At 70.4% G+C, this 18,166-nt stretch carries 17 protein-coding genes; 11 read left to right on the forward strand and 6 right to left on the reverse strand.

The window, feature by feature from the left end:
* The first annotated feature begins 40 nt into the window (after positions 1–40).
* Complete coding sequence (gene gor / locus VGN74_RS04520; protein ID WP_327446169.1) at positions 41–1,420, forward strand: glutathione-disulfide reductase; 1,380 nt, start codon at positions 41–43, stop codon at positions 1,418–1,420.
* A 32-nt stretch (positions 1,421–1,452) separates the two neighbouring features.
* Entirely contained in the window at positions 1,453–2,484 is a 1,032-nt protein-coding gene (locus tag VGN74_RS04525) for a Kelch repeat-containing protein (protein WP_327446170.1), read from the forward strand.
* Between the two features lie 24 nt (positions 2,485–2,508).
* Here VGN74_RS04525 and VGN74_RS04530 read toward each other — a convergent pair whose 3' ends face one another.
* The 4 genes from VGN74_RS04530 to VGN74_RS04545 all read right to left on the reverse strand — a co-directional run bounded on the left by VGN74_RS04530 (position 2,509) and on the right by VGN74_RS04545 (position 9,319).
* Complete coding sequence (locus VGN74_RS04530; protein WP_327446171.1) at positions 2,509–5,187, reverse strand: TonB-dependent receptor; 2,679 nt, start codon at positions 5,185–5,187, stop codon at positions 2,509–2,511.
* Positions 5,188–5,305: 118 nt separating this feature from the next.
* On the reverse strand, positions 5,306–6,760 hold the full coding sequence (locus VGN74_RS04535) for a sigma-54 dependent transcriptional regulator (RefSeq protein ID WP_327446172.1): 1,455 nt from the start codon (positions 6,758–6,760) through the stop codon (positions 5,306–5,308).
* 74 nt (positions 6,761–6,834) lie between these two features.
* Entirely contained in the window at positions 6,835–7,323 is a 489-nt protein-coding gene (locus VGN74_RS04540; RefSeq protein ID WP_327446173.1) for a hypothetical protein, read from the reverse strand.
* Positions 7,324–7,546: 223 nt separating this feature from the next.
* On the reverse strand, positions 7,547–9,319 hold the full coding sequence (locus VGN74_RS04545) for a DUF4153 domain-containing protein (RefSeq protein ID WP_327446174.1): 1,773 nt from the start codon (positions 9,317–9,319) through the stop codon (positions 7,547–7,549).
* A 116-nt stretch (positions 9,320–9,435) separates the two neighbouring features.
* On the opposite strand from VGN74_RS04545, the gene VGN74_RS04550 reads away from it, so the two are divergent.
* The 8 genes from VGN74_RS04550 to VGN74_RS04585 all read left to right on the forward strand — a co-directional run bounded on the left by VGN74_RS04550 (position 9,436) and on the right by VGN74_RS04585 (position 16,884).
* On the forward strand, positions 9,436–11,241 hold the full coding sequence (locus VGN74_RS04550; protein ID WP_327446175.1) for a M3 family oligoendopeptidase: 1,806 nt from the start codon (positions 9,436–9,438) through the stop codon (positions 11,239–11,241).
* Between the two features lie 40 nt (positions 11,242–11,281).
* Complete coding sequence (locus VGN74_RS04555) at positions 11,282–12,643, forward strand: serine hydrolase (RefSeq protein WP_327446176.1); 1,362 nt, start codon at positions 11,282–11,284, stop codon at positions 12,641–12,643.
* Positions 12,644–12,726: 83 nt separating this feature from the next.
* Positions 12,727–12,981: an aa3-type cytochrome c oxidase subunit IV gene (locus VGN74_RS04560; RefSeq protein ID WP_327446177.1), complete on the forward strand. Its 255-nt coding sequence runs from the start codon at positions 12,727–12,729 to the stop codon at positions 12,979–12,981.
* Positions 12,982–13,171: 190 nt separating this feature from the next.
* Complete coding sequence (locus tag VGN74_RS04565) at positions 13,172–14,305, forward strand: Re/Si-specific NAD(P)(+) transhydrogenase subunit alpha (RefSeq protein ID WP_327446178.1); 1,134 nt, start codon at positions 13,172–13,174, stop codon at positions 14,303–14,305.
* Entirely contained in the window at positions 14,302–14,847 is a 546-nt protein-coding gene (locus tag VGN74_RS04570; protein WP_327446179.1) for an endonuclease domain-containing protein, read from the forward strand. The genes VGN74_RS04565 and VGN74_RS04570 overlap by 4 nt, the downstream gene beginning before the upstream one ends.
* On the forward strand, positions 14,847–15,182 hold the full coding sequence (locus VGN74_RS04575; RefSeq protein ID WP_327446180.1) for an NAD(P) transhydrogenase subunit alpha: 336 nt from the start codon (positions 14,847–14,849) through the stop codon (positions 15,180–15,182). The genes VGN74_RS04570 and VGN74_RS04575 overlap by 1 nt, the downstream gene beginning before the upstream one ends.
* Positions 15,179–15,472 (forward strand): hypothetical protein, encoded by a 294-nt coding sequence (locus VGN74_RS04580; RefSeq protein WP_327446181.1) that lies wholly within the window; start codon positions 15,179–15,181, stop codon positions 15,470–15,472. The genes VGN74_RS04575 and VGN74_RS04580 overlap by 4 nt, the downstream gene beginning before the upstream one ends.
* Positions 15,469–16,884, forward strand: a complete 1,416-nt coding sequence (locus VGN74_RS04585; RefSeq protein WP_327446182.1) for an NAD(P)(+) transhydrogenase (Re/Si-specific) subunit beta — start codon at positions 15,469–15,471, stop codon at positions 16,882–16,884. Before VGN74_RS04580 ends, VGN74_RS04585 begins: the two co-directional genes overlap by 4 nt.
* Positions 16,885–17,115: 231 nt before the next feature.
* On the opposite strand, the gene VGN74_RS04590 is transcribed toward VGN74_RS04585, so the two are convergent.
* Positions 17,116–17,388, reverse strand: coding sequence for a DUF2442 domain-containing protein (locus tag VGN74_RS04590; protein ID WP_327446677.1), 273 nt, complete (start codon positions 17,386–17,388; stop codon positions 17,116–17,118).
* Positions 17,389–17,393: 5 nt separating this feature from the next.
* Positions 17,394–17,678, reverse strand: coding sequence for a DUF4160 domain-containing protein (locus VGN74_RS04595; RefSeq protein WP_414643523.1), 285 nt, complete (start codon positions 17,676–17,678; stop codon positions 17,394–17,396).
* Between the two features lie 33 nt (positions 17,679–17,711).
* On the opposite strand from VGN74_RS04595, the gene VGN74_RS04600 reads away from it, so the two are divergent.
* Entirely contained in the window at positions 17,712–18,134 is a 423-nt protein-coding gene (locus VGN74_RS04600) for a DUF1801 domain-containing protein (protein WP_327446184.1), read from the forward strand.
* Positions 18,135–18,166 lie beyond the last annotated feature (32 nt).

Consider the following 18,166-nt stretch of genomic DNA (forward strand, 5'->3'; position numbering starts at 1 on the left):
AAAGCCCCGCGCGTCGCGGCGGCGCGGCCGCGAGACCAGCATGTCCACCTACGACTACGACCTCTTCGTCATCGGCGCCGGCTCCGGCGGGGTGCGGGCGGCGCGGCTGACGGCGCTGGACGGCAAGCGGGTGGCCATCGCCGAGGAGCACCGGGTCGGCGGCACCTGTGTGATCCGCGGCTGCGTGCCGAAGAAGTTCATGGTCATGGCCTCGGACTTTTCGCACCAGTTCGAGACCGCGCGCGGCTACGGCTGGACGATCGACGCCAGCTTCGACTGGAAGACCTTCCTCGAACACAAGGACGTCGAGATCGCGCGGCTGTCCGGAATCTACGCCGCCAACCTTGGCAAGGCCGGGGTCGAGCTGGTGCACGGCCGCGCCGTGCTGAAGGACGCCCATACGGTCGAGATCGTCGGCAAGGACCGGACGATCACCGCCGAGCGCATCCTGATCGCCACCGGCGGCCGCCCCTGGGTCCCCGAGGGGCTGCCGGGCATCGAGCACGCCATCACCTCGGAAGAGGCCTTCCACCTGCCGGAGCTGCCGAAGCGCATCCTGATCGCCGGGGGCGGCTATATCGCGGTGGAGTTCGCCGGCATCTTCGCCGGGCTGGGGGTGGAGACGAACCTCGTCTACCGCGGCCCGAACCTGCTACGGGGCTTTGACGACGATGTGCGGGCCCATCTGGCCGGGGAGATCGAAAAGCGGGGGATCAAGGTGGTCCTCGCGGCCCAGCACGAGCGCATCGAGCGAACCGGGGCCGGACTGGTCAATGTGCTGGACAACGGCCTGACGATCGAGACTGACGTGGTCATGTTCGCTACTGGCCGGACACCGCACGTCAAGGGTCTCGGGCTGGAGACCGCCGGGGTCGCGCTGACCGAGGCCGGGGCCATCCGCGTCGATGAGTTCTCGCGCACCACGGCGCCGAACATCTGGGCCATCGGCGACGTCACCGACCGCATCAACCTGACGCCCGTGGCCATCCGCGAGGCCGTGGCCTTCCACCAGACGGTCTATCACGACACGCCGTCCCGCTTCGACTACGAAGCCGTGGCTACGGCGGTGTTCAGCCAGCCGCCGGCCGGCGTGGTCGGGCTGACCGAGGCCGAGGCGCGGCGCGCCTGCACCGACGGGGTCGACGTCTATGTCAGCCGCTTCCGGCCGATGAAGTACGCCTTCACCGGGTCGGATGAGCGGATGCTGGTCAAGCTGGTGGTCGACGCCGGCAGCCAGCGGGTGGTCGGGGTGCATCTGGTCGGGCCGGACTCGCCGGAGATCATCCAGCTGGCTGCCGTCGCCGTGAAGGCCGGCCTGACCAAGGCGCAGTGGGACGCCACCTGCGCCGTCCACCCGACCGTGGCCGAGGAGCTGGTCACCCTGCGCGAGAAGCAGAGCCCGTCGCAGATGGCGGGGTAGTGCGCCGGGCGCGGCGGATCTAGGCTGCGGCCATGTCCTTGCACCGTCGCGCCCTGATCGCCGCCGCCGCTGTCGCGCCCGTCACCGCCATCGCTGGAGCCTCGCTGGCCCGCGAACCGGGCTGGCGCGCCCTGTCGCCCCTGCCGTGGCCGGCGCAGGAGGTTTACGCCGCCGTCTGGCAGGGCCGGATCGCCGTCGCGGGTGGCCTGGTCGGCCGCACTGATGCGCCGCTGCACATTGAGGACCGGATCGGTCTCTATGATCCGGCGGGGGATCGATGGGAGGAGGGCCCGCGCCTGCCGGAGCCCCGTCACCATCCGATGATGGGCGCGCTGGGCGGCGACCTTTGGGCCATCGGCGGCTATGGCCGCGGCGAAGGTGACTGGACCAATCGCCCAGAGGTCTGGCGTCTGGCGCCCGGAGCCCCGGCGTGGACGTCTGCGCCGGCGCTCCCGACGCCCCAGGCCGAGGCGGTGGGCCTCACGCACGCCGGCCGGCTGCATCTCGTCACCGGGCGCAGTCCGCGCGAGGGCGCCAACGGCCAGTGGCGCGACCAGATCGATGTGGCGACGCACCAGGTCCTTGACGGCGCGCGCTGGGAGACGGCGCGGCCCTGTCCGATGGCCCGCAACAGCGCCGCCGGCGCGGTGCTGGACGGGGCGCTGTGGATCGCGGGCGGCCGCACCGTGGACGGCGGCGAGACGGGGCGGCTGGATCGCTACGACCCGGCGGCGGACCGCTGGGACACCCTCGCGCCGATTCCGGTCTCGCCGGCGAGCGGCCGGCAGGTCGGCGGCGGTCTCGCCATGGCGGCGCTGGGTGGCCGGCTGGTGGCGTTCGGCGGCGAGTGGTTCGACCGGGCAGCGCCCGGCGGCGGCGGGGTGTTCGCCGAGACCTGGATCTATGAGCCGGGCGCAGATGTCTGGCGTGCGGGACCGCCCATGCGCACCCCGCGCCACGGCCTCGCTGCCGCGGCCATAGGCGACCGGCTCTACGCCATCGCCGGCGGGGAGGTTGTGTCCGGCGGGCGCGCTGGCGGGCTCAACGAGATCTTCAGTCTCTGAACCGGCCAGCGGCCTGCCGGAAGATCAGAACAGGATCTTGCGGAAGGTCAGGCTGACCGAACGCCCCTCGGGGTCGAGGAAGTCCGGCTGATAGTTCAGCGGCGTGTCGCCCAGGGCGGTGGCCACCTTCTGCTCGCTGTCGAACAGGTTCTGGACGCGCAGCTGGATGCGGCCGCCGCGCAGCCAGCCGAAGCGCTCCACCAGCCGGGTGCGCTGGTCGAGATTGATGAAGGCGTTGAGGTTCACCGTCGCCCGATCCTCGAAGATCAGGTCCGGCCCGGTCCCGCCATCGACCTCGGTCCTGTCGCGCCAGCTGGCGTTGACGAACATGCCCATACCGTTGCGGAAGACGCCGCCCTGCACCTCGATCTGGTGCTCCGGGGTGCCGCCCGAGGCGCTGGTCGCGTCCCCGTCCAGCAGGTCGAGCACCGGCAGGCCCGGGGCGATGAGGATCTGGTCCTGTAGCCGCCAGGTGTGGAACACAGAGATGTTGAAGCGGCCCTGGCCGGGCATCATGCCGCCGGGGCCGCCCCGCCCGCCGCCGCCGAAGCCCGGGCCGCCGCCGCCAAAGCCGCCGCCGCCGCCGCCCCGCACGCCCGGGGGCGGGCCGCCGAAGCCGCCGGGCCGGCCACCGGGGCCGCCGGCGGACGGGTTGGGGGTTCCGAAAGCGCGCGAGAAGGTCAGGCCGGTGCGCACGTCCTCGCGCGACACCTCGGCGAAGTTCAGCGGCCGGGCGTCGATCGACACCAGCGTCCCGGCGGCGTCGCGCTGGAACCGGGCGGGCAGGGCGGCTTCCAGCGCGGCGGTGACCGCGGGGAAGGTGTTGACGTCATTCTCGACCTCCGTGCGGGTCCAGGTCGAGGTGAAGCGCAGGTCCTGCGACTCCATCGGCCGCCAGTTGACGCCGAAGCGGCTCACCGTCCTGGATTCAGCGTCCAGGGCGGCGTTCCCGCCCGTGATCCGCGTCACCAGCACGGTCTGGCCGGTGGCGAAATCGAACACCGGCGTGTTCGGCGTGCTGATCACCGGATCGTTCAGCTGACCGAGGCTCGGGGCTTCGTTTTCTTCGGAGAGGCCGGCGAGGAAGGACAGGCGCTCCACCGGTTCCCAGTTCAGGTTGAAGCCCAGTCGCTCGAGGCCTCCGAAGTCGGACACATCCTCGTAGCCGGCGTTGAGGTTCAGCGAGAGCGAGCCCAGCGGCGAGGGCTCGTCCTCGGTGGCGCGCAGCAGGGGCACGTCAAAGCTGGCCTGGGCGTTGAGCCGGTCACGCGACAGGTCGCGTTGGCTGAAGACGCCCGACCGGGTGCTTTCCGACTCCTGCTCCTGCCGGTCCGCGCCGAAGGTGAAGGTCGAACGCAGGTCGCCGGCCGGCAGCTCGAACAGGTCGCCGTTCAGGACCAGCTCGCCGCGCAGATTGGTGTTGATCGAGCGCGCGGTATCGACCGGCAGGGCGGCGAAGTCGCTCACCGACAGCGGCCCGAACGGGGTCAGTCCGGCCGTCGCGGCGTCGAGGCGCGCCTGGTAGGCGGTGGCCGAATAGCCGCGGCCGGTGAAGGTTTCCGTATCGCTGCGGGTGTATTCCCCGGTCGCGGTCCAGCGCCAGTCGTCGCCGAGGAAACCGTCGAGCACCACGCCGGCCTCGCCGGACAGGCCCTCCGAACGGCTGGTCAGGGCCTCGGGCGCGTCGAGATAGCGGAACAGTTGCACGGCGTTGGCGAAGGGCGAGCCGCCGACGCCGGCGGGGACGGTCAGGGTCACCCCGGGCAGGCCATTGAAGCGTTCGCTTGCCGTATCCCGCAGCTGGCCGCTGACGGTAAGCTGGATGTCGCGGCCGAGGCCGCGCTTGAGCGTGCCGTTGATCTGCGCCGTCTCGCTCCGCGACAGCAGGCTGCGATAGGCCGTCAGGTCGCCGATGCGCGGCGCGCCATAGGCGCCGGCGAAGGCGTCCAGCGAGGTTCCGGCGGTCGGAACCGGCGCCAAGACAGCCGTTTCTCCGACCCGCGCTGACAGGGCCGGGTCGATCTCCGCGCCGAAGGTCGCCCCGGCGATGTTGCCGATCCGGTCGAACGGAGTGTTGCCGGGCTCGCGCACGATGTCGCGTTCGGTTTCGAACAGCGGGCTGTCGCGCTCGTACTCGATGTCGAACGACCAGCGATTGTCGCCGCTGATGCGCAGGATGTCGCTCTCGATCTCGTAGCCGGAGCGGCCGCCCTCGGTGGCCCCGCGGATCTCGGCTTCCGCCGTGGTCGAGCGGAAGGGGTTCTTGAGGATGAAGTTCACGACCCGCTGGTCGGCGCGATAGCCAAATTGAAGGGCGACCTCCTCGGGCATGACCTGCACGCGCTGGATCGCCTCGGACGGGATGCCCTGGATTTCACGGAAGCCCGAGATGCGCCGACCGTTGACGAGGAACACAGGCGCCCCGCCGCCGCGCGAGCTGCGCGTAACCGGCTCGAGGAACTCCAGCAGCTGGGCGATGTCGGACGCGCCGTAGGCCTGGATCTCGGCCTCATCGAGCTCGATCTCCGGCGGCACATCCGTGTCGACGGCGCCGCGGGGCCGGACGCCGGTCACCAGCACCTGCTCGACGGTCGTGACGCCGCCGCCCGGCGTCGCCGCCGGGTCGCGGGTCGGATCCGTTGCGGGGTCCTGCGCGAGCAGCAGGGCGGCAGCGCCGTAGAGGGCCGTGGTGGTGAACAGCATGCAGGATTCCGGAGCGCGGGGGAGAGACGGACAGGCTTGTGGCCCCGCGTCGCCGCAGGGCTTCATTCAACAAGCGTCATACGCGCGTGTGGCGGGAATCCGTCGCAGGAATCCGATGTCAGCCGGTGTGGCGGATTGCCTCTTCCAGCCCCTGTTCGCGCACCTTGCGATACAGGGTCGAGCGGCCGATGCCGAGCCGGCGGGCGATCTCGGTCATGTGGCCGGCATAGACCTCGATCGCATGGTGGATCAGGTCGCGCTCGATTTCTTCCAGGGTGCGGAGGTGGCCCCGTTCGTCCAGAACCCGCACGGGAGAGACGATCGCGCCCGGGTCCTCGGCGATTCCCGGGGCGGGCAGACCCGGCTCGATCGCAATCAGCGCTTCCGGCGGCGGCGCCGAGATGCCCGAGATCGACGGAAAATCGTGAGGCTGCAGCCACGGCGCATCGGCCAGGATGATGGCCCGGTAGATGGTGTTCTCCAGCTGCCGGACGTTGCCGGGCCAGTCGAAGGCCTGCAGCAGCGCAAGGGCCTCGGGCGCGCAACCCTGCACCCGGCGACCCTCCTCGAGGTTGAAGCGGGCGATGAAGTGCTCGATCAGGGCCGGGATGTCCTCGCGACGATCACGCAGCGCCGGCGCCTCGATCGGGAAGACGTTCAGGCGATAGAACAGGTCCTCGCGGAAGCCGCCCGCACTGACCTGGTTCGAAAGGTCGCGGTTGGTCGCCGAAACGATCCGCACATCGACCTTGACTGGTCGCTTGCCCCCGACCGGGTCGACCTCGCCCTCCTGCAGGGCGCGCAGCAGCTTGACCTGCATGTCGAGCGGCAGCTCGCCGATCTCGTCGAGGAACAGGGTCCCGCCCGACGCCTCCTGGAACTTGCCCAGGTGCTTGTCGACGGCCCCGGTGAAGGCCCCCTTCTCGTGCCCGAACAGGATGGACTCGATCAGATTGGCCGGCAGGGCCCCGCAGTTGACCGCCACGAACGGCTTGCCGGCCCGGTCCGAGGCGCCGTGCAGGGCGCGGGCGATGACTTCCTTGCCCACGCCGCTCTCGCCGGTGATCAGCACCGGGATGTGCGAGCGCGCGGCGCGGGCTCCCAGCGCCTTGACCATGCGCATGGCCGGGGACTGGCCGACCAGGTCGTCAAAGGAGGTGCGCCCGGCGGCGCGCTTGGTCAGTCGCCCGACCTCGGCCTGGAAGGTGCCCATTTGCAGGGCGTTGCGGACCCCGACCTGGATGCGTTCCGGGCTGGCCGGCTTGATGAAAAAGTCCTGGGCGCCCGCCTGCATGGCCTTGACCACGGTCTCGACCCCGCCGTTGGCGGTCAGCACGATCACCGGCGTCGTGACGCCGGCCGTGCGCAGTTCTTTCAGGGTGTCCATGCCGGACAGACCGGGCATGACCAGATCCAGCAGGATGACGTCCGCCCCGCCGCCGCGGGTCATGCGGTCAATGGCCTCGCCGCCGCTGGCAGCCTGGACGACCTGGTGACCTTCGCGCTCCAGCACCGCCTGGGTCAGGCGCCGCTGGGTCGGGTCGTCATCCACCACGAGGATCGTCTTGGCCATGTCTTCTGTTCCCGGGAGCCGTCCGGCGACGACCCATTTCGGGACGATCTAGGCGCGACGCGGTGAAGATCGGGTCAGCGATCCTGGTTTGCGAATTGTGAACGCGGCCCGCCGAGGGAGAGGGTCCGCTGCCTCAACTCCTGCTCGCACAGGAGCATCTGGCGCACGACATAGCGCCAGAAGCTGGCGTGCCCGGGACGGCAGAGATGGTCTGCGGCGATCTTCACGCCGCCGTCCGAGGCCTCCAGCAGCTTTGCGTCCAGCAGGCGATTGACGCACCGGCGTACCGTTTCGCGGTTCAGGCCGGTGGCCCGGGCGATCGCCAGCCGGCTGATCGTGCGCCGCAGGTCGGCCATCTGCTGCACGGACATGTCGAGGCTCAGCTGGCCCCGTTCCAGCGCCCCGCCGAGCGAGGCGACCGCGACGGTCCAGAGAACTTCGCACTCCGTAAGGTCCAGCTGCAGGGCGCTTCTGGCCTCGTTGAGGATGCGAAGCACATACCGGGCGCCGACCAGAGCCGAAATCCCCAACGGAATGGAATCGGAAGGCGAGGCGTCACTCATGTCCTCACCACCTATAGAGTGAACACAGCTGCCTGAAGAGTATTTCTTGCGGAGTTACACGTCCTGTGCTTATCGGCCGCGTTAACGCTCACGAGGGGGCGAGGCGTCACGTGTCGGAAGTCCGACACAGCGCTGCGCAATCCTTGGTGAGGGCAATATATCGCAGGGCCGGACTGTCAGCGATTTGTGCGGGTGCGAACAGGCGCGCGTCGCTGCGGCCCCCTCAGCGCGCCGCGGCCGCAGGGCAGGGCCCGGGCGTGAACGGCAGGCTGCCGCCGGCGCTTCTCAGGGCCGGCCAGCGGGGCGTCGGGTCGAGGGTCAGCTCGCCCCGCCGCAGGATCTCGCGCAGGTCCACGTCGTTGGGCGAGTTACAGGGCGGGTAGAACATGCCCGCCGGTCGCCATGTGTCTGACACGTCCCGGGTCATGAGGTGAATGATGCCGGAGGTGGCGATCAGCGCCTCATCGCGCCCGTCGCCGTCCAGATCGCGCCCGAGCACGACACAGGCGCCGGCGTCCAGGCAGCCATAGCGCGGATCGTCCGCCGTCACCGGCTGCGCCAGACCGTCGGGGATCGCGGCGCCCGGCGTGGCGGGTTCGAACTGCGGGGTCGCGAGCGCGGGGGACGGGGGAACGGGGGCCGCCAGCGCCAGGGTCGCCGCCGCCGGCCCGGCGATCCGCGGGTCGGAGGACCGGGCCAGGGCCTGCAGCGCCGCCATGCCGGCCCGGCCGCTGTCGAAGCGCAGGAAGGCGTAGTCGAACCGGTCAGGGGCGGTTACGCCGGTCTCAAGTCGGTGCACCTGATCAGCGACCGCCAGCCGCGTCGGATCGGCGACGGGGGTGAACAGGGCGAGAATGGCCGTCAGGGCGAGGGCGGCGCCGACCAGGTTGGCCGCCTCCAGCGGCTGCATCCACCGGGAGCCCGGCCGCAGGGTCGACAGGGCGGCATAGCCATAGCCGGCGGCGTGGGCGGCGCCGACGACGACGCAGGCGAGGGCGATGATGCGATCCGGCGTCAGTCCGTACTGGCCGGTGCGCAGATGAAGGCCCCAGGCGGCGATCGCGATCAGCGGCGTCAGCAGCAGGGCCGCGACCCGGGCGGCCAGCTGAAGCACGCGCGGCGGGGCCGTCTGCCCGTCCTGGTAGGCGGCGTTGATCAACACGATCAGGACGGCGGCGGCGGCCAGCACCAGCGAGGTCGCCCGCCCGGTGGACCAGAGGCCCTCCAGCCCCGTGAAGGGCAGGGCGATCAGGAAGGCGGCGACGAGCCCGGTCAGCACCAGCAGCAGCCACGACAGCAGGGTCAGGGCCACGGTGCGCACGCCGCGGATCAGGCTGTCGCGCACGTCGGTCAGCTCGACCGCGGCGGCAAAGGCCAGCCCGGTGGCGGGCAAGGCGAACCAGCCCTCCCGCATCAGCTCGCCGAGGAAGGTCAGGCCGATGACCCGGAACAGCTCGGCCCCGAGAAACAGCAGCAGCCAGAAGGCGCCGGCGAAGGCGAGCGACAGCACCAGCTGGACGCCGGACATCCAGGCCGCGTCGAAATAGGCCGGATAGGGCGCAATCAGACGCCGCGAGCGATCTGCCGGGACGATCAGGTGGTGGGCGATGAACAGGGCCGCCGCCCCGAACACGAACACCGGGAAGGTCGCCTCGCGCGTCACGCCGGCCTGCCGCGCCACATCATGCCAGGCCAGCAGCGCCAGCAAGGCCGCCGCGACGAGGCTCCAGCCGAGATAGACGGGCAGCCGCAGCTTGCCGACGCCGGAGAGCAGCACCGCCGGCAGGAACAGGGCGACCAGCACCGCCGGCGCGAACAGGTCGGGATTCAGTCGCGACCAGCTGGCCTCGCCCTCGGTGGCGCGCATCAGGCCGTAGAGGGCCAGCCCCTGGACGAGGCCGATGGCGAGGCGGGCCAGGGTGATGGCGCGCCGGTCGCCGGCGCTCTCAAGGGCGTCCGGGGAAGACGCTGCAGCGTCAGGGGTTTCAGTCGTCATGGCGGCGCGTCCTTCCACCCCGGTCCGGGACATAAGACCGCAACCGGCAGGGCGTGCAAGGCGGAGGGCGCGGCGGACCGTTGCGTCCCGGGCCGTCGATCCCCACAACGGAGAGCATGAACGCGCCCTTCAAAGCCCCGTCGCCCGTCGATCCCGCCGAGGCCCCGCTGTGGGACCTGACCGACCTCTACAGCAGTCCGGAGGACCCGCGGGTGTCCGCAGACCTGACCGCGGCGCGCGCGACCGTTGAGCGTCTCGGGGCCTTCGAAGGCCGTCTGGCGGCGGCGGACCTCGCCGCGAATGAACTGTCGGCGCGGCTGGATGAGGCGATCGACCTGTATCAGCAGGTGTCGGATCTGCTGGGCGGGCTGGGCGCCTTCGCCTTCCTGCGGGCCTCGACGGCGCGCGACGATGCGGCGGCCCAGGCCTTCGAGGCCGACCTGCGTCAGCAGATCGCCGGGATCGCGACCGCGACCGTCTGGCTGACGCTGGAGATCAACCGCATCGACGACGCGGCGCTCGAAGCGGCGCTGGCGCAGGGTCCGGCGGGCCGCTGGCGGCCGTGGCTGCGGCGGGTGCGGCTGATGAAGCCGCACGAGCTGGCCCCCGAGCTGGAGACCTTCCTCGCCGAGCGCGCCCCGATCACCGCGCAATGGCCGCGCCTGTTCGACGAGCAGCTGGCGGCGCTGAAGGCCAAGGCCGGCAAGGAGCGCCTGCCCCTGGCCGAGGCCCTGAACCGGCTGTCCGATCCGCGCGCCGAGGCCCGTAAGGCCGCCGCCGAGGGCCTGACCGAGGCGCTGGCGGCGCGCGCCCCGACCCTCGCCCTCGTTCTCAATGTGGTGGCCCAGGACAAGGCGCTGGAGGACTGCAAGCGCGGCTTCGCCCGCCCCGCCGACAGCCGCCATCTCGCCAATGAGGTGGACGGCGCGGCGGTCGACGCCATGGCCGAGGCGGTGGCCGAAGCCTATCCGCGGCTGTCGCACCGCTATTACGCGCTCAAGGCCCGGGCCATGGGGCTGAAGACCCTCAACCACTGGGACCGCAACGCCCCGCTCGACAGCGGCCCGCAGCGCCAGTTCGGCTGGGACGAAGGCCGCGATCTGGTGCTGCAGAGTTTCGCCGACCTGGGCGGCGAGTTCGCCGACCACGCCGGCCGCTTCTTCCAGCGGCCGTGGATCGACGCCCGGGCGCGCCCCGGCAAGCAGTCCGGCGCCTACGCCCACCCGGTCACCGCGGACCGCCACCCCTACATCTTCCTGAACTGGATGGGTGACCGGCGCGATGTCCTGACCCTCGCCCACGAGCTGGGCCATGGGGTCCATCAGGTGCTGGCGGCGGGGCAGGGCAGCCTGCTGGCGGATACGCCCCTGACCCTGGCCGAGACCGCGTCGATCTTCGCCGAGGGCCTCACCTTCGACCGGCTGCTGGCCGAGGCGAAGGGGCCGGAACGTCGGGCCCTGCTGGCCGGCCGCATCGAGGACGGCCTCAACACGGTCGTGCGCCAGATCGCCTTCCACCGCTTCGAGACCCGCTTCCACGACGAGCGCCTGAAGGGCGAGGTGTCGCGCGACCGGATCAACGCCCTCTGGCTGGAGGAGATGGGGGCGAGCCTCGGGCCTGCTGTTACCCTGAACCCCGGCTACGAGCACTGGTGGGCCTATGTCAGCCACTTCGTGCACGCGCCCTTCTATGTCTATGCCTACGCTTTCGGCGACCTGCTGGTCTCGGCCCTGATGGAGGCGCGGCGCAGCGATCCGGCGGGGTTCACGCCCCTGTACCGCGACCTGCTCGCCGGCGGCGGCAGCAGGACCTACGTCGAGGCGCTGGCGCCGTTCGGGCTGAACCCGCGCGATCCGGCCTTCTGGGCCGCCGGCTGCAAGCGGCTGGAGCGGCTGGTGGACGCCTTCGAGGCCACGGTCTGAGGCGTTGACCTTCGCGGGGCAGGGGGCCAGCGTGCCGCCCATGGTTCTGTCCCGTCGCGCTCCGCTCCTCGCCGCCGCCCTGCTTGTGCTGGGGGGCTCGCCCGCCCTCGCCCAGACGCCTTCCCCCGCGCCGCCGCCCGCGCCGCGGCCGGCCGACCTGGCCATGGCCGCCGGCTACAAGGCCCTGATGGTCTGCGGCGCCGTGTTCAACGCCCGCGAGGCCGGGGCCGAGCGGACGGTCGAGAGCGTCGAGGCGCACGAGCTGGTCGGGATCTATCCCGAGCTGGATCCGCTGGTCCGTGACATGCCCGCCGTCGTCGGGGAGTCCGAGGTCCGGGTCGCCTGGGACGCCGTCATGCCGCCGCGGCTGGCGGTGCACACGCCCGGGCGCGGCTGCGTCATCGCCCCGGTCGGCGCGGAGAGCCTGCCGCCGAGGGCCCCCGTCGTCCGCGCCGCCGCCCCGGCGTGGCCCACAGCGGCGCCGCGCGGAAATACGGCAGTGCTGGAGACGACCCTCGCCGGCGCGCTGGGAGACGCCTACGGCCCCGGGGTCACCACGAGTGTGGTGGTGGTGCAGGACGGCCGGCTGGTGGCCGAACGCTACCGGGAGGGATTCGGCCCGGACACGCCCCAGCGCACATGGTCGGTGGCCAAGAGCCTCGCCGGCACCCTGGTGGGCTGGGTAGCGCACCGGACCGGGCTCGATGTCGCCGCGCCGGCGGCCATCCCGGAGTGGGCGACGCCGGGCGACCCGAGGGCGGCGATCACGGTGGACCAGCTGATGCGGATGAGCTCCGGCCTGACCAGTGATACCGCCGGCAACCGCACGGACGCCCTCTACTTCGGCGGGGTGGCGATCGCGGAGCAGACGCCCGGATGGCCGCTGATCGCGCCGCCCGGGACGCGCTACCGCTACGCCAACAACGACACCCTGCTGGCCATCCACGCCATCGCCCCGGCGCTGGCGTCGACGCCGCCCGAGGTCTTCCTCGACCGTCTGGGGATGCGCGACACCTTCATCGAGACGGACTGGCGCGGCGGCTACATGCTGTCCAGCCAGGTCTGGTCGACCGCGCGCGACCTGGCCCGGCTCGGACAGCTCTACGTCCAGGACGGTGTCTGGGAGGGGCAGCGCCTGCTGCCGGAGGACTGGCGGGCCTATGTCGGCGCCGCGTCCGGGCCGCAGCCGAACGGGGCCCTCGGCTACGGCGCGACTTTCTGGCTGATGAACCGCTCGGAGGGCGTGCCCGCCGACACCCTCGCCGCCCAGGGCAACCGCGGCCAGTACATCGTCATCGTTCCGAGCCGCCGAATCGTTCTGGTGCGGCGGGGCGAGGACCCCGCCGGCCGCGGCTTCGACCTCGCCGCCTTCACCCGCGACGCCCTTGCGGCGCTGGACTGAGCGACGCGCGGCCATCAGGCGCTTGAGCGCGGCCGAACAGGCCGTATAAGGCGTCCCAAGAGGACTTATCCGGACTGGACGACATGGCCGACCCGCATCACGCCCCCGCCGACCACGACGCCTATCAGCATGGCTCGATGGAGATCGAGGAGCAGAAGGCGACCTGGGAGCTCTTCGGCGCCCTGACCAAGTGGGGCTCGCTGGCCGTGGCCGCGATCGTCCTTTTGCTGACCGTCTGGTTCATGCCCAACGGCGGCTTCGTGCCGGCGGCCATCTCGGCCATCGTGGTTTCGGCCGTGGGCTGGTGGTTCCTGCGGGACAAGCCGGCGGCGCACTGATCCCGCTGCTGCCGCGCGATCTGTTGGGTGTTTCGACCCGCAATCGCCCCGGTTGAGAACGGTTACAGCGCGTTTCGGCGCGATGGGCGGCATTTTTCGGGCGATTTTTGCGCCCCGCTGACCCAACGGCACTTTACGGGCGTTTCGATAACCGCCTAAGCTCCCGGTGTCATTGACCGGGGAGTCACTCTTGGCCGCCACGATCGCCGTCACCCGCGAGCGCCGCGAAGGCGAGACGCGCTGCGCCGTCACGCCGGAGACGGTGAAGAAGCTCACCGCGCTCGGCGCCACCGTGCGCGTCGAGGCCGGGACCGGCGTCGGCTCCTCGATTCCCGACGACGACTATGCCGCGGCCGGAGCTTCGGTGCTTGCGGACACCAAGGCGGTGCTGTCGGGGGCCGACGTCCTGCTCAAGGTGCGGGGGCCGACGGCGCAGGAGACCAGCGCCCTGAAGACCAGCGCGGTGGTCGTCGCCCTGCTCGACGCGTGGCGCGACAAGGAGACGGTCAAGGCGCTCGCCGGCGCCGGCGTCACCGCCTTCGCCATGGAGTTCGTGCCCCGGATCACCCGCGCCCAGGTGATGGACGTCCTGTCGTCCCAGGCCAACCTCGCAGGCTACCGCGCCGTGATCGAGGCCGCCGCCGCCTACAGCAAGGGTTTCCCGATGATGATGACCGCCGCCGGCACCGTCGCGGCGGCCAAGGTGTTCGTCATGGGGGCCGGGGTCGCCGGCCTGCAGGCCATCGCCACCGCGCGCCGCCTCGGCGCCGTGGTCACCGCCACCGACGTGCGGCCGGCGTCGAAGGAGCAGGTCGAGAGCCTCGGGGCCAAGTTCATCGCTGTCGAGGACGAGGAGTTCAGGGCGGCCGAGACCGCCGGCGGCTACGCCAAGGCCATGTCGGCCGAGTATCAGGCCAAGCAGGCCGAGCTGACCGCCGCCCATATCGTCAAGCAGGACGTGGTCATCACCACCGCCCTGATCCCCGGCCGCCCGGCCCCGCGGCTGGTCACGGCGGCTCACGTCGCCTCGATGAAGCCGGGCTCGGTGCTCGTCGATCTCGCCATCGAGAACGGCGGCAATGTCGAGGGCGCGAAGCTGAACGAGGTCGTCACCACCACCAACGGCGTGACCATCGTCGGCCACGGCAACCTGCCGGGCCGCATCGCCGCCGACGCCTCGGCCCTCTATGCCCGCAACCTGTTCGCCTTCCTCGGGCTGATCCTCAAGGAGGGGGCGGTGACGCTCGACCTCGAGGACGAGATCCTCAAGGCCGCGGTCGTCACCCACGGCGGCGAGATCGTCCACGAAGGGGTGCGGGGATGAGGCAACAGCAGTCTCCCTTCCCCCCGGATGGGGGAAGGGTCGGGGATGGGGGTGCATCCGCTGACCTCGCAGGTTTGCATGCGGGAGGCGAGAGCGGGATCGCCTCTTGCGCGTCTTTGTTGGACCATCGAGACGGCACCCCCACCCAACCCTCCCCCATCGAGGGGGAGGGCTTCGCGCGAGAGCGGACACCCGGGCGGACGGTGAGGCGCGCCCGATTGCTACGAAGCACCCCGACATGGACCGAAGCGAAGTTGTGGGAGAGGCTTCGACGTCTGCCAGTGAGATTTCGCAGGCAGCCCGCTTTCGGTCGGTTCGTGCCCGACTTCGCCTGTCACCGGGCGGCTCTGGTCATCGAGATCGACGGCGGCGTGCACCAGCGTCCTGAAGTTGCTCTCCGCGATCTGGAACGGGATCAGTGGTTCGAGAGCCAAGGCTACGCAGTCCTGAGGGTTTCGACCGGCGAGGTCGAGGCTGATCTCGACGGACTCCTGATCCGAATTCGCGCGCTGGCCTCCAGCCGCATAGGCAAGGTCATCTGATGGAACACGTCGACCCCACCGTCTTCCGCCTGGCGATCTTCGTGCTCGCCATCTTTGTCGGCTACTATGTCGTCTGGTCGGTGACGCCGGCGCTGCACACGCCGCTGATGGCGGTGACCAACGCCATCTCCTCGGTGATCATCGTCGGGGGTCTGATCGCCGCGGCGGCCGCAACCGGCCAGGCCGAGGGTCCGAACGCCTGGATCGCCAAGGGGGCCGGCGTCGCCGCGGTGGCCCTGGCTAGCGTCAACATCTTCGGCGGCTTCATGGTCACCCGCCGCATGCTGGCCATGTACAAGAAGAAGGAACGCCCGGCGGGGGCGGCCCACAAGTGACCGCGCCCGATCCCGTCGCCCTCGCCGTCGGGGCCGCCTGGGTGGCCACCGCCGCCGGCATGGCCCTGTGGGTGTGGAGCTGGTTCGGCGAGAAATGCCCGGTCCAGCGCATCCGCTATCGCGACTGCGGGGTGGTGCTTGTCATCGGCGCCCTGCTGATCCGGGTGTTCTTCCCGGTTCGCCCGCTCAACACCTTTGACTGGCTCGTTCTGGCCCTGGGCCCGGTCTTCATCGGCGCCGCCCTGTGGCGGCTGGGCCGGACCGGCGCCTCCGAAGGAAAGTCATCATGAACGCCTCGCTCGCCGCCCTGGCCTATCTCGTCGCCGGGGTGCTGTTCATCCTGTCGCTGCGCGGCCTGTCGAGCCCGGAGACCAGCCGTCAGGGCAACACCATGGGCATGGTCGGCATGGCGCTGGCCGTGCTGGTGACCCTGCTGACCCTGTGGGGCTCGGGGACGCTGGATCTGCTGACTGCGGCGCTGATCCTCGGCGGGGTGGTGGTTGGCGGCGGGGCGGGGGCCCTGATCGCGGCGCGGGTGCAGATGACCCAGATGCCCCAGCTGGTCGCCGCCTTCCACTCGCTGGTCGGTCTGGCCGCCTGTCTCGTGGCCATCGGCGCCGTCTATGCCCCCGAGGGCTTCGGCATTTCCGACGGGACCGGCGGCATCAAGGCCCTGTCGGTGATCGAGCTGAGCCTCGGCGTGGCCATCGGCGCCATCACCTTCACCGGTTCGGTCATCGCCTTCGCCAAGCTCAACGGCAACATGTCGGGCGCGCCGATCCTGCTGCCGGCGCGGCACCTGATCAACATCGGTCTGGGGCTGGCCCTGGTGCTGCTGATCGGCATCATGGTCGGCTCGGACGGCGCGGCCACCTGGGCCTTCTGGGGCGTGTTCGTGATCGCCCTGGTGCTGGGCGCCACCCTGATTATCCCGATCGGCGGGGCCGACATGCCGGTCGTGGTGTCGATGCTCAACAGCTACTCCGGCTGGGCTGCGGCGGCGCTGGGCTTCACCCTCGAGAACATCGCCCTGATTATCACCGGGGCCCTGGTCGGCAGCTCGGGCGCCATCCTCAGCTACATCATGTGCAAGGGGATGAACCGCAGCTTCATCTCGGTGATCCTCGGCGGCTTCGGCGGCGACGCCGCCGCGGCGGGCGAGGGCCGGGTCGAAACCCGCCCGGTCAAGCAGGGCTCGGCCGAGGACGCGGCCTTCATCATGAAGAACGCCTCCAAGGTCATTATCGTGCCCGGCTACGGCATGGCCGTGGCCCAGGCCCAGCACGCCCTGCGCGAGATGGCCGACAAGCTGAAGGAGGAGGGGGTCGAGGTGAAGTACGCCATCCACCCCGTCGCCGGCCGCATGCCGGGCCACATGAACGTGCTGCTGGCCGAGGCCAACGTCCCCTACGACGAGGTGTTCGAGCTGGAGGACATCAACAGCGAGTTCAGCTCCGCCGACGTGGCCTTCGTCATCGGCGCCAATGACGTCACCAATCCGGCGGCGAAGACCGACCCGACCAGCGCCATCTACGGCATGCCGATCCTCGACGTGGAGAAGGCCGGCACCGTCCTGTTCGTCAAGCGCGGCATGGCGGCCGGCTACGCCGGCGTCGAGAACGAGCTGTTCTTCCGCGACAACACCATGATGCTGTTCGCCGACGCCAAGAAGATGGTCGAGGGGATCGTGAAGGGGCTATGACTAGCCTCTACGATCCTTGCGAACGAGCGTGCCCAATGAGAGAGGCTCCTCATTCAGCTCAATCCATGCTTCGGCTTGATCGTCCTTTCGGACAGCTCGGCGCTTGTTGCCATAATTGCAGGCGCGCCCGCCTCCCGGACGCGTGAATACAATTCGGTATACAGTCGTCAGCTTGCGCCCAGCATAGCGCACATCAACTGGCGTCTGACGTATCCAGTTTGGTGACCGCATCTAAGCCACCGCGCTCTCGACTTGCAGCACGCCCGCCGCCCGCATGTCGGCGTGCAGGGCTTCGGGGCTCCAGTCGAAGCCGTTGGGCCAGGTCAGGCCGCCGAACTCCACGAAGACCTTGTTGAAAAAGGCCGGATCCTTGAACGGCTCGACCATCGGCCCCCGCTCGACGTTCGCGAGGTCCGAGAAATCCCACTCGCCGGCCGTGCCATCACTGAACCAAAGCTTGAGGCGATAGCCCCCCAGCCGGAGCACGCGGATCACATGCACCATGTCGGTCACCGGGGCGTATCCAGACCCGGAATCCGCTGCAGCGGATTCCGCAACCCCGGGCGAGACCGCTCCCAGTTCTCCATCAGCGCCGCCTGATTGATCAGCGTCCATTCCTTCACCAGCCCGCGGGCAGACCTCGACAGTCGGCCCTTGATGATCTCGCCATCCGCAATCCGGACCTGCGCCTCATTGCCCGGCTCATACGCATGAAAGTGCGGCGGCGCATGGTCGCCGAAGTACATGCGGATGGATATCCCATAGAACCACGATATGGTCGGCACCCGGTCCACATAACATGGGTCGGTTGAATCCGGAACGCCGCCATGCCTGCAGACGCCAAAACCCGGCCCAAGCCCGCCTCGCCCGAGGCCTTCATCGACAGCGTCGAGCACCCCGGCCGGCGCGAGGACGCGCGCGCCGTGCTGGCCCTGCTGGCCGAGGCGACAGGCGAGCCGCCGGTGATGTGGGGGTCGTCGATCATCGGCTTCGGCAAGTACCGCTACACCTATGACAGCGGCCATTCCGGCGAGGCGCCGCTGGTGGGGTTCTCGCCGCGCAAGGCCAACCTGGTATTCTACATGGCCGCCTATGACGACGCGCGTCAGGCCTTCCTTGACCGGCTGGGCAAGCACAAGGCCGGCAAGGGCTGCATCTATCTGAACCGGCTGGCGGACGTGGACGCCGGCGTTCTGGTCGAGATGGCCCGCTGGAGCGTGAAGACCCTGAAGGAACGCCACCCGGACTGAGCCGGCGCTGACCGTGCCGGGGTGTCCGACGG

Source organism: Brevundimonas sp., from assembly GCF_035998205.1.
In the GTDB taxonomy this organism is placed as follows: domain Bacteria; phylum Pseudomonadota; class Alphaproteobacteria; order Caulobacterales; family Caulobacteraceae; genus Brevundimonas.

What these genes read in the sequence shown, in the direction of transcription:
- gor (WP_327446169.1), top strand. Translation starts at nt 41, where the DNA reads ATGTCCACCTACGACTACGACCTCTTCGTCATCGGCGCCGGCTCCGGC.
- VGN74_RS04525 (WP_327446170.1), top strand. Translation starts at nt 1,453, where the DNA reads ATGTCCTTGCACCGTCGCGCCCTGATCGCCGCCGCCGCTGTCGCGCCC.
- VGN74_RS04530 (WP_327446171.1), bottom strand. Translation starts at nt 5,187, where the DNA reads ATGCTGTTCACCACCACGGCCCTCTACGGCGCTGCCGCCCTGCTGCTC.
- VGN74_RS04535 (WP_327446172.1), bottom strand. Translation starts at nt 6,760, where the DNA reads ATGGCCAAGACGATCCTCGTGGTGGATGACGACCCGACCCAGCGGCGC.
- VGN74_RS04540 (WP_327446173.1), bottom strand. Translation starts at nt 7,323, where the DNA reads ATGAGTGACGCCTCGCCTTCCGATTCCATTCCGTTGGGGATTTCGGCT.
- VGN74_RS04545 (WP_327446174.1), bottom strand. Translation starts at nt 9,319, where the DNA reads ATGACGACTGAAACCCCTGACGCTGCAGCGTCTTCCCCGGACGCCCTT.
- VGN74_RS04550 (WP_327446175.1), top strand. Translation starts at nt 9,436, where the DNA reads ATGAACGCGCCCTTCAAAGCCCCGTCGCCCGTCGATCCCGCCGAGGCC.
- VGN74_RS04555 (WP_327446176.1), top strand. Translation starts at nt 11,282, where the DNA reads ATGGTTCTGTCCCGTCGCGCTCCGCTCCTCGCCGCCGCCCTGCTTGTG.
- VGN74_RS04560 (WP_327446177.1), top strand. Translation starts at nt 12,727, where the DNA reads ATGGCCGACCCGCATCACGCCCCCGCCGACCACGACGCCTATCAGCAT.
- VGN74_RS04570 (WP_327446179.1), top strand. Translation starts at nt 14,302, where the DNA reads ATGAGGCAACAGCAGTCTCCCTTCCCCCCGGATGGGGGAAGGGTCGGG.
- VGN74_RS04575 (WP_327446180.1), top strand. Translation starts at nt 14,847, where the DNA reads ATGGAACACGTCGACCCCACCGTCTTCCGCCTGGCGATCTTCGTGCTC.
- VGN74_RS04585 (WP_327446182.1), top strand. Translation starts at nt 15,469, where the DNA reads ATGAACGCCTCGCTCGCCGCCCTGGCCTATCTCGTCGCCGGGGTGCTG.
- VGN74_RS04590 (WP_327446677.1), bottom strand. Translation starts at nt 17,388, where the DNA reads ATGGTGCATGTGATCCGCGTGCTCCGGCTGGGGGGCTATCGCCTCAAG.
- VGN74_RS04600 (WP_327446184.1), top strand. Translation starts at nt 17,712, where the DNA reads ATGCCTGCAGACGCCAAAACCCGGCCCAAGCCCGCCTCGCCCGAGGCC.